This window comes from Flavobacterium sp. CFS9, from assembly GCF_041154745.1.
Taxonomy (GTDB): domain Bacteria; phylum Bacteroidota; class Bacteroidia; order Flavobacteriales; family Flavobacteriaceae; genus Flavobacterium.
The window spans coordinates 3488647-3503139 of sequence record NZ_AP031573.1; the positions used below are offsets into that span (position 1 = coordinate 3488647).

The 14493-nt window shown below is 35.4% G+C and carries 10 protein-coding genes; 8 read left to right on the forward strand and 2 right to left on the reverse strand.

Annotated elements, in window-relative coordinates:
- Positions 1-138: 138 nt before the first annotated feature.
- The 8 genes from asnB (at position 139) to ACAM30_RS14780 (ending at position 12857) form a co-directional block, all read left to right on the forward strand.
- Positions 139-1755 carry an asparagine synthase B gene (gene asnB / locus ACAM30_RS14745; protein WP_369615359.1) on the forward strand — a complete coding sequence of 539 codons (1617 nt, stop codon included), beginning with the start codon at positions 139-141 and terminating at the stop codon, positions 1753-1755.
- A 338-nt stretch (positions 1756-2093) separates the two neighbouring features.
- Entirely contained in the window at positions 2094-4829 is a 2736-nt protein-coding gene (locus ACAM30_RS14750; RefSeq protein WP_369615360.1) for a M16 family metallopeptidase, read from the forward strand.
- A gap of 361 nt (positions 4830-5190) precedes the next feature.
- On the forward strand, positions 5191-7131 hold the full coding sequence (gene gyrB / locus ACAM30_RS14755) for a DNA topoisomerase (ATP-hydrolyzing) subunit B (RefSeq protein ID WP_369615361.1): 1941 nt from the start codon (positions 5191-5193) through the stop codon (positions 7129-7131).
- Positions 7132-7240: 109 nt separating this feature from the next.
- Complete coding sequence (gene mdh, locus ACAM30_RS14760; protein WP_017495355.1) at positions 7241-8176, forward strand: malate dehydrogenase; 936 nt, start codon at positions 7241-7243, stop codon at positions 8174-8176.
- A gap of 227 nt (positions 8177-8403) precedes the next feature.
- Positions 8404-11382, forward strand: coding sequence for a protein translocase subunit SecDF (gene secDF / locus ACAM30_RS14765; RefSeq protein WP_369615362.1), 2979 nt, complete (start codon positions 8404-8406; stop codon positions 11380-11382).
- Between the two features lie 266 nt (positions 11383-11648).
- A complete protein-coding gene (locus ACAM30_RS14770; RefSeq protein ID WP_369615363.1) occupies positions 11649-11819 on the forward strand; it encodes a hypothetical protein in 171 nt (56 codons plus the stop codon).
- 15 nt (positions 11820-11834) lie between these two features.
- A complete protein-coding gene (locus ACAM30_RS14775; protein ID WP_369615364.1) occupies positions 11835-11984 on the forward strand; it encodes a hypothetical protein in 150 nt (49 codons plus the stop codon).
- A 258-nt stretch (positions 11985-12242) separates the two neighbouring features.
- Entirely contained in the window at positions 12243-12857 is a 615-nt protein-coding gene (locus ACAM30_RS14780; RefSeq protein ID WP_369615365.1) for an acyloxyacyl hydrolase, read from the forward strand.
- 384 nt (positions 12858-13241) lie between these two features.
- Here the strand turns inward: ACAM30_RS14780 and lgt are convergent, their stop codons facing one another.
- Both lgt and yidD read right to left on the reverse strand, forming a co-directional pair.
- Entirely contained in the window at positions 13242-14174 is a 933-nt protein-coding gene (gene lgt, locus ACAM30_RS14785) for a prolipoprotein diacylglyceryl transferase (protein WP_369615366.1), read from the reverse strand.
- A 66-nt stretch (positions 14175-14240) separates the two neighbouring features.
- On the reverse strand, positions 14241-14480 hold the full coding sequence (yidD, locus tag ACAM30_RS14790) for a membrane protein insertion efficiency factor YidD (RefSeq protein ID WP_369615367.1): 240 nt from the start codon (positions 14478-14480) through the stop codon (positions 14241-14243).
- Between the last annotated feature and the right edge of the window lie 13 nt (positions 14481-14493).

The following is a 14493-nucleotide window of genomic DNA, read 5'->3' on the forward strand; positions in this document are numbered from 1 at the left end:
AACTGAAAATGTAGCTGAATAAGTACATAAAATTCAGAAATAATATTTAGCTTAGCCAAACATTAGAAAAATATTAAATGTTGGATTAACGTATTTAATATTGAAAAATAAAGAGAATAATAAAAAATAAAGAACAGTATGTCCGGATTATTAGCTGTTATAGGTAAAGGTAAAGACCCACAACTCGTAAAAGAGCTTTCTGCAAGAATGTCGCATCGTGGTCCTGATGAAAGTGATTTGCATATTATGGAAAATGGCAGTATCATGTGCCATGAAAGTTTGTCGATTATTGATTTAAAATCAGGTAAGCAGCCTATTCAGGGAACTAATAAGGCCTGGATGGTGCATGACGGAGAGATTTACAATTATCAGGAACTAAAAGATACAGTTTTAAAAGAACATACCTTCCGAACAAAATCAGATTCAGAAGTTATCGTGCATCTGTACGAAGAATTTGGACATAAGTTTTGTCATATGCTGGATGGAGACTTTGCTTTTGTAATTGTGGATGGAGATAATTATATAGCAGCCAGAGATGCAGTTGGTGTAAAACCGTTGTATTATGGACTAGATGAGAGAGGGAGAATTTACTTTTCGTCAGAAATGAAATCTATTTCAGATCAGTGTAAATCTTTTTCAACTTTTCCTCCGGGGCATTACTATACAGGTAAAACCGGTTTTGTAAAATATTACAATCCTGAGTATGAAGACCACGCCAAAGCCAATCAAAAATTAGATTTAGATTTAATTCGTAATACTTTAATTGAAGCAACCCGTAAACGTTTAATGAGCGAAGTTCCTGTGGGGGTATTGCTCTCAGGAGGACTAGATTCTTCATTAACGTCAGCAATTGCTGCTCGATTATTGAAAGAGAGCGGAGAAAAACTGCATTCGTTTTCGATCGGATTAGATGCCGATGCACCTGATAATAAAGCGGCAAGAGCTGCGGCAGCATTTTTAGGGACAGAGCATCACGAAATCTATTTTACAGTAGAAGAAGGGATCGAAGTTTTAGAAAAAGTAATCTACCATATCGAAACTTACGATATTATCTCGGTACGATCAGGAGTGCCATTGTATTTGTTGTCAAAGGTAATTGCTGATAAAGGAATAAAAGTAATTCTTTCCGGTGAAGGTGCCGATGAGGTTTTTGGGGGACATTTGTATTTTAGAAATGCACCATCAGCAGAGGAATTTCAAGATGAAACGATCGAAAGAGTGCAAAAATTGTTTACCGCCGATTTACTGCGTGCCGATAAAATACCAATGGCGCATGGATTAGAAGCAAGGATTCCATTTTTGGACAAAGAGTTTTTAGAAGCGTCAATCCGAATTAAAACCATAGAAAAGCAGCCCAAAACATACGATGGAATTGAAAAATACATTTTAAGAAAAGCGTTTGATACACCGGAAGATCCTTATTTGCCGGAGGAAGTTTTATGGAGACAGAAAGAGCAGTTTTCGGATGGAGTGGGATACAACTGGGTAGATGAATTGATTGAATTCTGCGCCGGACAGGTTTCAGACGAACAGCTTGCAGGAGCAAGTACTGAATTTCCATACAATTCACCGACAACCAAGGAAGCTTATCTGTACAGATCAATTTTTCATAAGTTCTATCCGGAAGTTAGTTCAGCACAAACCGTTAGAAAATGGATACCGAAATGGCAGGAAAATCAGGATCCAAGCGGGAGAGCTAATGCAGCGCACGTCAAAGCAGGGGTTGAGGCTTCGAAAGCAGGAATCATTGCTTAAAATATAAGGAGCGTTGCTTCTTGATAGAGGGAACAGGATTATAATTGAAAATAAGTTAAAAAAAATCCGGAAAGACATGTCAAATGTAGTTCCGGATTTTTTTATGATTTAAAAGAAGAAAAACTTTTAGTTGCTAAAACCTAAAAGCTAAAATTCAAATTCCAAATTCCAAGTTTCAGGTTTCAGGTTTTGGAATTTAGAATTTAGAATTTAGAATTTGAAAATTAAGATTTGAATTCTTGAACATTTCTAAAAACTAAGTTAATTGTCGCTCACCTTGTTTAAGAAAAATATTATATTTGGTTACCATTAACAACTAACCATTTTAAACTTTATTTATGAAAAACTTATTGCTTAGCAGTGTTTTGTGCTGCTCACTAGCTTCGTTAAATCCTGTGTACGCACAAAAAACTGATGTGCCAAAATATATTAAAAATGTTGAAGGAGTAAAAGAATATTCCCTGAATAACGGATTGAAAGTGCTTTTGATTCCGGACGCTTCCCAAAGTAATATGGTGGTAAATATTGTCTATAATGTGGGTTCCAGAAACGAAGGTTACGGAGAAAAAGGAATGGCTCATTTATTAGAGCATATGCTTTTTAAAAGTACCAAAAACTTAGGGGATATCAAAAAAATGCTCTCTGAAAAAGGAGGATCTGCTAATGGAACTACCTGGCTGGATCGTACCAATTATTATGAAGTTTTTCCATCGAATGATGAGAATCTAAAATGGAGTATTGAAATGGAGGCCGATCGTATGATCAATGCAACTATTTTACAAACCGATTTAGACAAAGAGTTCTCAGTAGTTAGAAACGAGTTCGAAATTGGAGAAAACAATCCTGACGGTGTTTTGCAGGAAAGAGTTCTTTCTGCAGCCTATTTGTGGCACAATTATGGAAAAAGTACCATTGGAAGTAAAGAAGATATTGAACGCGTAAAAGCAAAAACGCTAAGAGTTTTCTATGAAAAGTATTATCAGCCGGACAATTCGACCTTAATCATTGCCGGAAAATTTGATGAGAAAAAAGCATTACAATATGTAGGTCAATATTTTGGAACCATTCCAAGGCCTAAAAGAGTTTTGGATAAAACGTATACAATAGAGCCGGCACAGGATGGTGAGAAGTATGTAGAGTTGAAAAGAGCCGGAGACAGTAAAAATATAGGGGCATTGTATCACACAGCGGCTTATGCCGATAAAGATTACGCAGCAATTGATGCTCTGGGCGAAATTTTAACAGCCGATCCATCAGGTTATTTGTATAAATCATTGGTAGAAACACAAAAAGTTTCCAGTGTTTATTATTGGCAGCCAACCACAAGAGATGCCAGTTTTGTGTATTTCGGAGTAGCTGTTCCTAATGATAAAGATGTAATAGCAACAAAAGAACTGGTAAGAACTGAGTTGGATAAAATTGGATCAACCAAGTACACGGATGAAGATGTAAGCAGGGCTAAAGCCAAAATTATCAAGCAAATTGATGGGATTAAAAATAATACTATTTCGTTTGCTATAAATCTTACCGAAATCATTGGCGCGGGTGATTACAGATTAGGTTTCCTGTATAGAGATGCAATTGAAAAACTGACAAAAGAAGACATACAAAGAGTTGCGGAAAAGTATTTTAAAAGCAACAATAGAACTGTCGGAGTATTTATTCCTTCAAAAGACGAACAAAGAGTTAGGCCGACAGAATATACGGATGAGCAGTTAGTAGCTTTTACTAAAGATTACAAGGGAAAAGCACTTGAAAAAGAAGCGGCTCCGTTTGAAGCTTCTATTAAAAATCTGAAACAAAATTTTGTAGAAGGAAAGTTAAGCAATGGTGCGAAATACGGTTTGATTAAAAAAGAAATCAAAGGAGGAAAAGTTCAGGCAGCGTTTAAATTTCCGGTAAGTAATGAGAAGGATTTATCCGGAAAATCAGATGTTGGGGCTATTTTGGCTCAATTGTTAAAGACCGGTACAACTACACGTACGAAAGAACAAATTAGTGATCGTTTAGATCTTCTGAAATCAAGTGTATCATTTGGTTTTTCAGGGCAAATCTTAACGGTGAATGTTAGTACTTACAAAGAGAGTTTTAAGGAAGTAATGGAAATTTTAGGAGATTTATTGACTAATGCTACTTTTCCGCAAAATGAGTTAACCAAAACCATCAGTGAGTATAATACCTACTTAGAATCGAATTTAAATGATCCTAATTCTCTGGCATTTATCGAGCTTTCCAAACAAACCTCTAAATATCCAAAAGAGAGTATTTTCTACACTGCGACCGTTCAGGAGCAAATAGATGCTTACAAAAAGATAAAACAGCCCGAAATTGTTGATTTCTATAAAAATATCTTAGGAGGAAATAATGGAGTGGGAACTGTAGTGGGGGATTTAGATGCTAAATCTACAGCTCAGATTTTAGAGAGTACTTTTGGTAAATGGAATTCCAAATCAAAATATGAAAGAGCAATACCGACTTATTTTGAAACACAGAAAGCCGATAAAGAGTACATTACCCCTGATAAAGAAAATGCCGTTGCGGTAGGTAAAATCAGCTTTAAAATGACTCAGAAAGATGCAGATTATCCTGCTTTTGTGATGGCCAATGAAATGTTGGGAAGCGGAGGTTTTTTAAGTGCAAGAATACCAATGCGATTGAGAGAAAAAGAAGGAATCAGCTATGGAGCGGGATCATTTGTTAATATACCCATTACCAATGATGTGGCGTACTGGGCTTATTATGCATTTTTAAATCCAACGAAGAAAAATGCCGTTGAGATTGCTGCAAAAGAAGAAATTGCAAAAGCATTAAAAGACGGTTTTACAGCAGAAGAGTTAAAATCAAATCTTGTGAGCTGGCTTAATGAAAGAAAAACCCGACTGGGTGATGACGGAACTTTAATGGAATTGACAAATACTTACCTGCAATATGGAGTTCCTTTGGAAGATTTTGATACTCTTGAAACTAAAGTGAAAGCCTTAAAAATTGAAGAGGTAAATGCAGTAGTGAAAAAGTATCTGAGCTTAGATAAAATGACTTCTATTTATGCCGGAGATTTTAATAAAAAACAATAAAATTTAGAAAAATTAGTATAAAAGTTCTAAAACCCAAATTCCAATTTAAGGAGTTTTAAATTGATAGAAACCGAAATGCATTTTTATAATGTTATTTCGGTTTTTTTATGCCGTTTAAAAAAATAAGGGTTTTACAATTTAGGCTTTATAAAATTAATTGTTTTTTTACTTCATTCTGAATTTTTGCAATTTGGAATTTAAGAAAATTGGAATTTAAGTCTTCTTTTAGATGTATTTTTAGGTTTTTCAGACAATTGTGTTGATAACTTAAGTGCTTTAAATTGGAATTTTATGGGTATATAATTTGCGTTTTTATATATTTGCGTGTTAGACAATAAATACATTTTTTAGAATAAATTATATGAGCGAAGAAATCAAGAAGAACAATTATTCAGCAGATAGTATTCAGGCATTAGAAGGAATGGAGCACGTAAGAATGCGTCCATCGATGTATATTGGTGATGTGGGAGTTCGAGGGCTTCATCATTTGGTTTATGAAGTTGTAGATAACTCTATTGATGAGGCAATGGGAGGACATTGTGATGCTATCAGTGTTGCAATAAACGAAGACGGATCAGTAACAGTTGAGGATAATGGCCGTGGTATTCCGGTTGATTTACATAAAAAAGAAGGCGTTTCGGCACTTGAAGTTGTAATGACTAAAATTGGAGCCGGAGGTAAATTTGATAAAGATTCTTATAAAGTTTCCGGAGGTTTGCACGGAGTAGGGGTTTCGGTTGTAAATGCCCTTTCTGTTCATATGAAATCTACTGTTTTTAGAGAAGGAAAAATCTACGAACAAGAGTACGAAAGAGGGAAATCATTATATCCGGTAAAACAAATTGGAGAAACAGAAAAAAGAGGTACGCGTCAGACTTTTTACCCTGATAATACGATCTTTACACAGACTACAGAGTTTTCATATGATACTTTGTCTGCTCGTATGCGTGAGCTTTCTTTCCTGAACAAAGGAATTACAATCACTTTTACGGACAAAAGAGAAGTAGATGATAAAGGAGAGTTCAGAAGCGAAGTTTTTCATTCTACAGAAGGATTAAAAGAATATATTCGTTACTTAGATGGTAACCGTGAGCCAATTGTTTCGCATGTAATCAGTATGGATCATGATAAAGGAGAAATTCCTGTTGAGGTAGCGTTGATTTACAATACCAGTTACACAGAGAATATTTTTTCTTACGTAAATAACATCAATACACATGAAGGAGGAACGCATTTACAAGGTTTTAGAAGTGGTTTGACAAGAACCCTTAAAAAATATGCTGATGCATCCGGAATGTTGGATAAATTGAAATTCGAAATTGCGGGAGATGATTTCCGTGAGGGATTAACCGCTATTATCTCGGTAAAAGTGGCTGAGCCTCAATTCGAAGGTCAGACCAAAACAAAACTAGGAAACAGGGAAGTAGTTTCTCCGGTTTCTCAGGCTGTTGGAGAGATGTTGGAGAATTATTTGGAAGAAAATCCAAATGATGCCAGAGTCATTATTCAAAAAGTAATTTTGGCAGCTCAGGCACGTCACGCGGCTAAAAAAGCCCGTGAAATGGTGCAGCGTAAAACCGTTATGGGCGGTGGAGGATTACCGGGAAAACTTTCAGATTGTTCAGAGCAGGATCCTGCAAGATGTGAAGTTTACCTTGTCGAGGGAGACTCGGCGGGTGGAACTGCCAAACAAGGTCGTGACAGAAATTTTCAGGCAATTTTACCCTTGCGTGGTAAGATTCTGAATGTGGAGAAAGCGATGCATCATAAAGTATTCGAAAACGAAGAGATTCGAAATATCTTTACCGCTTTAGGAGTTACAGTTGGTACCGCAGAAGACAGCAAAGCTTTAAATATTGAAAAATTAAGATACCACAAAGTAATCATCATGTGTGATGCGGATGTCGATGGTAGTCACATTTCTACCTTAATATTAACGTTCTTCTTCCGCTTCATGAAAGAATTGATCGAAGAAGGTCACGTTTATATCGCTGCACCGCCTTTGTACTTAGTTAAAAAAGGAAATAAAAAAGAATATGCGTGGAATGATGTTCAGCGCGATCAGGCCAACGAGAGAATGGGAGGAAGTGCTAACATTCAGCGTTATAAAGGTCTTGGAGAGATGAACGCGGAGCAGTTGTGGGAAACAACGATGGATCCGGAATTTAGAACTTTACGTCAGGTAACCATTGATAGTTTGGCTGAAGCAGATAGAGTGTTCTCAATGCTGATGGGAGATGAGGTGCCACCACGTCGTGAATTTATCGAGAAAAATGCAGTTTACGCTAATATCGATGCGTAATAAATTTTAATCATCAATTCGTTTAATTGTTTAAATTTACTTAAACGATTAAACGAATTGTCGATTTATCAAACAAACAAATTAATTAATAACCGATAAAGTATAAAATATGAAAGTTACCATTGTAGGAGCAGGAAATGTTGGAGCTACCTGTGCAGATGTTATTTCTTATAGAGGAATTGCAAGCGAAGTAGTGTTGTTGGATATTAAAGAAGGTTTTGCCGAAGGGAAAGCGTTGGATATTATGCAATGTGCCACAAATACAGGTTTTAATACCAAAGTATCTGGGGTGACCAATGATTATTCTAAAACTGCCGGAAGTGATGTAGTTGTTATTACATCCGGAATTCCAAGAAAGCCAGGAATGACCCGTGAAGAATTAATAGGTATAAATGCAGGAATTGTAAAAACAGTTGCCGAAAACGTACTGAAATATTCTCCGGACACTATAATAGTAGTAGTTTCTAATCCAATGGATACGATGACGTATTTGGCTTTGAAATCTACCGGAGTGCCAAAAAACAGAATTATTGGTATGGGTGGAGCGTTAGACAGCTCTCGTTTCAGAACCTATCTTTCATTAGCTTTAGATAAACCGGCAAACGATATCTCAGCAATGGTTATTGGAGGGCATGGTGATACTACTATGATTCCGTTAACCCGTCTGGCATCTTATAACGGGATTCCGGTAACTGAATTTCTTTCAGAAGAGGTATTGCAAAAAGTAGCTGCAGACACGATGGTGGGCGGTGCAACGCTTACAGGTCTTTTGGGAACATCAGCATGGTATGCACCAGGGGCTTCAGTGGCTTATCTGGTAGATAGTATTTTGAATGATCAGAAAAAAATGATCGCCTGCTCTGTTTTTGTTGAAGGAGAGTATGGGCAAAATGATATCTGTATAGGTGTACCTTGTATAATTGGTAAAAACGGAGTGGAAGAAATACTAGACATTCAGTTAAACGATCATGAAAAAGCCTTATTTGCAAAAAGTGCAGATGCGGTGAGAAGCATGAATGACGCTTTAAAATCGATTTTAGTATAACGATTTTCGTAAAAAGAGGAAAAGGCTGCACTTTTGCAGTCTTTTTTTTGAGATTAATTAATAAATAAATTGGTTAATCTTTTCGTTAATTATATATTTGCTCGGGTTAAAAAAAATGTTGTAATTCGTGATCTTGATTTTTTAGTGCTAAAAAATCATATCAGGGCTTATTCTATGGGACTTTAAAACAAAAACAAACAATAAAAAATAATTAATTTTTAGTAATAATGCAGAATAAAGGACTTATTAAATTTTTCGCAATTCTATTTGCATTGGTAAGTATTTACCAACTCTCGTTCACTTTTGTGGCCAATAGCGTCAAAAGTGAAGCTAAAGCTTTTGCAGGAGATAATCCTGACAAAGAATTAAAATACTTAGATTCTATTGGAAAAGAAAAAGTGTTGAACCTTGGTTTTACTGATTTTACTTATAACGAAGTAAAAAACAAGCAACTTAATAAAGGTCTTGACTTAGAAGGAGGAATCAACGTGATTCTTCAAATTTCTGTTAAAGACGTTTTGAAAGGATTAGCAAACAATTCTAAAAATCCGGTATTTAATAAATCGTTAGCTGATGCAACTGCAAATTTAGAAGGAAACAAAACCTATTTAAATAAGTTCTTTGAAGCTTTTGAGGCTAACTCAAAAGGATCAGTAAAATTAGCTTCACCTGATATTTTTGCAAACAGAAGTTTACAAGGAGAAGGTGGTGTAGATTTTCAAATGTCTGATGCGCAAGTTCAAAAAGTAATTAAGAAAAAAGTTGACGAATCTATCGAAAGTGCTTACAAAGTATTGAGAGAGCGTATCGACAAATTTGGTGTAACTCAGCCAAACATCCAAAAATTAGGAGAAACAGGAAGAATCTTAGTGGAGCTTCCGGGTGCTAAGGATGTAGACAGAATTAAGAAATTATTAGGTGGAAAAGCTCAATTAGAGTTTTGGGAAACTTTTAAAATCGAAGAAATTGGTAACTTCTTAGTAGCTTCTAACGAGGCTTTGAAAAAGACTGAAATCAAAAAAACAGAAACTAAAGCTGTTGCTAAAGATTCATTGAATGCTTTATTAACGGATAATGCTAAAGATTCAGTTGATACTAAAAAAGGAAACAACCCATTATTTGACAAAATGTTAGGTCAGGGTGGTGGACCGGTTTTAGGATATTTTGCTCCTAAAGATACTGCTGCTGTAAATGCTTACTTTAAAAGAGCAGATATCAGAGTTTTATTGGGTGCTGACCAACACAATGCAAAATTTGTTTGGAGTAAACCAACTACAATTAAAGATGCAAAAGGGAAAGATATTGAAGCAGTTGAATTATATGCTTTAAAAGGAAACAGAGACAACGTTCCTGCGATGAGCGGTGGAGTTGTTACAGATGCAAAAGATACTTTTGATCAATTAGGGAAACCAGCTGTTTCTATGCAAATGAACAGCCAGGGAGCTAAAGTTTGGGAAGAATTAACAGGAAGAGCTTTCTCTCAAAAAGGATACATTGCTATCGTTTTGGATAATATTGTTTACTCTGCACCTGGTGTTACAAGCGGACCAATTGCAGGAGGTAGATCTGAGATCACCGGATCTTTTGATGTTGCTGAAACTAAAGATTTAGCTAACGTATTAAATGCAGGTAAATTACCGGCTTCTGCTGATATTATTCAATCAACAGTAGTAGGGCCATCTTTAGGTCAGGCAGCGATTGATGCAGGTACGATTTCTTCTGTATTAGGATTTTTATTGGTTTGTTTATGGATGGTATTCTATTATGGTAAAGCGGGTTGGTATGCTAACTTAGCGTTATTATTGAACTTACTTTTCCTTTTCGGAATTATGGCAAGTTTTGGTTTTGTATTAACATTACCGGGTATTGCTGGTATCGTATTAACATTAGGTACTGCGGTAGATGCGAACATTATTATTTATGAAAGAGCAAAAGAGGAATTACGTGAAGGTAAATCATTGTCTGAGGCGGTTGTAGCTTCTTACGGATGGCACGGAGCAATGCGTTCTATTATTGATGCAAACGTAACGCACGTTTTAACCGGAGCGATCTTGTTTATCTTTGGTACAGGACCAATCAAAGGTTTCGCATTAACATTATTGATTGGTATCGTAACATCATTGTTTACATCAATCTTTATCGCAAGAATTTTTATTGACAGAAACATTGCCGGAAAAGGAGATTTAACTTTCTCTACAAATATTACTAAAAACTGGTTTACAAACTTCCACTTTGACTTTATCAAAATCAAAAAATTCACATACATCTTCTCTTCAATTGTAGTTGTTGTGAGCTTAGTTTCTATCTTCTTCGTAAACGGATTAGACGAAGGTGTTGATTTTGTTGGAGGAAGAACATTCCAGGTGAAATTTGAAAAACCTGTTGATGCTACTGTAGTTTCAGATGAATTGTCTGCTGCTTTCGGTACTCCGGTTGAAGCTAAAATTTTAGGAGATGACGATCAGTTGAAAATCACTACTAAATACAAAATTAAAGAAGACGGTGTAGCTATCGATGAAGAAGTGAACCAAATATTGTACAAGTCGTTAACGAAATATTTCCCTAACACTTCTTACGAAAAATTCATCAACTCATTTGATGGTAAAAAGATTGGTGTTGTACAGCAATCTAAAGTTGGAGCTTCTATTTCTGAAGATATCAAAACGAACTCTTACTGGGCTGTATTAGGTGCAATGGCAGTTATTTTCTTATACTTAATGATCTCTTTCCGTAAATGGCAATATTCATTAGGTGCGATTGCAGCAGTAGCGCACGACGTTATCTTTGTATTAGGAATCTACTCTTTATGCTACAAATTCATGCCTTTCCACATGGAAATGGATCAGCACTTTATTGCGGCTATCCTTACCGTAATTGGTTACTCTATGAACGATACTGTAATTGTATTCGACAGAATTAGAGAGTTCATTATCGGAAACCGTAAGGGAAGTTTTGAAGATATCGTAAATGCTTCTATTAATACTACATTATCAAGAACGTTGAATACTTCATTAATGATGATCATTGTATTATTAACGATGTTTATCTTTGGTGGAGAATCTATCAGAGGATTTATCTTTGCCATGTTAATTGGTATTGTGGTAGGAACTTATTCATCATTATTTATTGCTACACCGGTATTGGTTGATACGATTTCAAGTGATGATAAACACACCATCGAAGACAAGCACAATAAAGCAGCATAATCAAAATGCTTAAGATATAGAAAAGATCCAGTGAAAGCTGGATCTTTTTTTTTGCATTAAAATGGGTAAGTTGTATTAGAGTTTTAAGAGCAGTTAGATTTGTCTGTAGGAAGACTGTATTTTTTTAATAAAATATTTGTTAAAAGTAAATGAGCAAGACTTCCGTCCAAGGTTATTGGACGGAAGTTGGTTAAATTTGTTGTAAGAAAAAGATTTCGATAGGATGTTTTTGTTGAAAAATTTATTAATTTGAAAAAAATGAAATCATGGAAAAACAATTAGAAAATTTAGCGGTAGTAGTGCTCAATGTTCAGGAAATGAATGAAATTGAAGGAGGGGTGTCTAAAACAACTTATTTAGTTGGGTTAGGATGTTATTTGGTATGTGGTCCATTTGGTTTAGGCGTATTTATGTTAGGATATCATTTAAATTCATAAAAAAGAAATTGGATTATGGAAAATGTAATAGAATTATCAGATGAAGAAGTAAAGGATATTAATGGAGGAATCAGTGGGATTCTATCACTTGGTTTAGCCGCTGTATGGTGTTGTTATGAACTTGAAGCTGCTTGTGCTGCATATGATGCAAGGCATAATTTATAAATTGTTAAAATGGAAGAAAAAAAATTATACGATTATTTATTCTGGTACTTTTTTGTATTTCGGTAGCTTTTTATTTAGGAGGGAGATGTGCTAAACATGACCTGCAAATTAAGGTTAACAAGTCAGGTGGTTCAATTCTAAAGGATTAAATTTTGTTATAGAAGAAAATTATTGTAAAATGTAATTAATATTTGAAAAAAGATTCAGTGAAAGCTGGATCTTTTTTTTGTTATATTTAGAGTAATCAAAAAAGTATTTATGAGGAGAAAATTACTATTGACCCTAATGGTTATTTCTTGCACATTTAAAGCCTTAGGGCAGGTTAAAAATGAAAAGCTGGCCATAGGAATCAATTATGGTTTTGGGAGCGAATTTAACAATAGAAACTACACCTTTACCAATCATTTTTATAAGATAGAATTGCGTTACCGGGTTAAGGAATCAAAGCATTTTAATTATGAGGTTTTAGTCCAGCCGGAAGTTAATTTTGGAAGACATCAATTGATGAATTTTTATTTTGTAAAGCCGGACGAACCTGATTATCTTGAAAAGAGAGAAGAATATACAAGATTGAAGGATGTACATGAGTATGTGTTGAATCTTGGTTTTTTGGTCAGGAAACCAATTGGTAAAGTTTTCTCTGTTTATGCTTTAGGAAGTATTGGGCCTATGATTACAGATACAGAAACAGAAAGAATGTCGAAAGGTTTTGCTTTTGCAGATGTTTTTGCGATGGGCTTTTCGGTTAAAATAGATCGCTTACAGTTGGATGCTCGCGGTAACATTCGGCACGTTTCAAATGGAGGGCTAAATAGCGAAAATGCGGGATATAACACCAGAAATATTGAATTAGGTATTTCGTATTTCCTGTAAATAAAAAACGAATCTATGAAATTGGATTATGCTCTGAAAGAACTCTGGCAATAGTATAGTGCGTAGCACTATGAATGATAATGGCCATTATGGGTTACGGCCCTGAAAAGGCAAAAGCCTGAGAGCAAAGAAAGGCATCCGGCATATTTTGTGTGTGATTCTCTAAGAGTGTGAATATTTTTTTTGTTGAGATTTAGAGACGAAAATTGCTTTTGCCCTTTCAGGGCAATTTTATACCTTAATCCAGCTCACAGTGCCTGGCACTATGCTGTTGTTTTTTGGACTTTCAGTCCTTTTCTTTTCCAACTTTTGTTCGTTATCCAAAAAAAAGCGTCCGATAAATTGAATTATCGGACGCTTTTTTATAGTTTTTTATCGAATGAACTAAGATTCTGCCAAAGGATTTTTTTGAGCTCTGATGACAAAGAAAAGTCCAATAATGATAAACGGAATACTTAGCCATTGTCCCGTAGAGAAAAGGCCTAGCTCGTTTTCAAATCCACCCTGACTTTCTTTTACAAATTCTACCACAAAACGTACTGCAAATAAAAGTACCAGAAACAGTCCGAATAATAATCCTGATTTTAGTCTTGCGTTCGTTTTCCAGTATAAGAAAAACAAAATCGCAAAAACAAATACATAACTGATCGCTTCGTACAATTGTGTTGGGTGTTTTGCCGGAACCTGAGCTAGTAAATCGGCAAATTTAGGATCTGTTGCGATAGCAGTGTACGCTGCTTTTGGATCTGCAATTTGAGTTGCGTTTACCGCTTCATTTTTACTGAATTGATCGTGTAAAAAACGAATTCCAAAGGCAGATTTTGTTTCATGTCCGATAATCTCAGAATTGAAAAAGTTTCCTAAACGAACAAAAATAGCACCGCTGGCAACCGGAATTACAACACGATCTAAAATCCATAATAAAGGACGTTTTAGGATCATTTTGCTGTAATAATACATGGCAACGATGATGGCAATAGCTGCACCATGACTCGCTAATCCCTGGAATCCGGTAAATTCAAATTTAGGTTCGAATCTAACCGGTAAGAATATCTCAAGTAAATGATTTCTGAAATATTCCCAATCGTAAAATAAAACATGTCCTAATCGGGCACCTATTAAGGTAGCTAAAACAGTCCAGACAAATAAAGAATCTAGCTTGTCGATAGATTCATTTTCACGTTCGAAGATCTTTTTCATTAAAAACCATCCTAGTCCGAAAGCAATTACGAACATTAAGCTGTAATAACGAATCATAAAAAATCCTAGATCGATTCCTTCTGAAGGATTCCAAACGATATTTAAGGGCTGTGTCATGTGCAGTTGTTTTTTTTGTATTTTGTAAAAATAGAAATTTAAAATAGTGTTGCTCTTTATAAAAAGTTAATGTTTGTGTGAACATTTCTTCTCAGGAACAGGATCATAACCGGTTCTTCCCCAGGGGTGACAGCTTAAGATTCTTTTCACACCCAGATATCCGCCATAAAACAAACCATGAGTCTGCAGGGCCTGAATCATGTAAGTGGAGCAGGTAGGTTCGAATCTGCAACTCGCCGGAGTAAAAGGCGATATTGCAGATTGATAAAAGCGGACTAATAAAACAAATGGAGTGATTACTTTCATGATTTATTAGAAA

Excerpts from the sequence above, each read along its gene's own strand:
- asnB (WP_369615359.1), top strand. The coding sequence starts at position 139 with ATGTCCGGATTATTAGCTGTTATAGGTAAAGGTAAAGACCCACAACTC.
- ACAM30_RS14750 (WP_369615360.1), top strand. The coding sequence starts at position 2,094 with ATGAAAAACTTATTGCTTAGCAGTGTTTTGTGCTGCTCACTAGCTTCG.
- gyrB (WP_369615361.1), top strand. The coding sequence starts at position 5,191 with ATGAGCGAAGAAATCAAGAAGAACAATTATTCAGCAGATAGTATTCAG.
- mdh (WP_017495355.1), top strand. The coding sequence starts at position 7,241 with ATGAAAGTTACCATTGTAGGAGCAGGAAATGTTGGAGCTACCTGTGCA.
- secDF (WP_369615362.1), top strand. The coding sequence starts at position 8,404 with ATGCAGAATAAAGGACTTATTAAATTTTTCGCAATTCTATTTGCATTG.
- ACAM30_RS14770 (WP_369615363.1), top strand. The coding sequence starts at position 11,649 with ATGGAAAAACAATTAGAAAATTTAGCGGTAGTAGTGCTCAATGTTCAG.
- ACAM30_RS14775 (WP_369615364.1), top strand. The coding sequence starts at position 11,835 with ATGGAAAATGTAATAGAATTATCAGATGAAGAAGTAAAGGATATTAAT.
- ACAM30_RS14780 (WP_369615365.1), top strand. The coding sequence starts at position 12,243 with ATGAGGAGAAAATTACTATTGACCCTAATGGTTATTTCTTGCACATTT.
- lgt (WP_369615366.1), bottom strand. The coding sequence starts at position 14,174 with ATGACACAGCCCTTAAATATCGTTTGGAATCCTTCAGAAGGAATCGAT.
- yidD (WP_369615367.1), bottom strand. The coding sequence starts at position 14,480 with ATGAAAGTAATCACTCCATTTGTTTTATTAGTCCGCTTTTATCAATCT.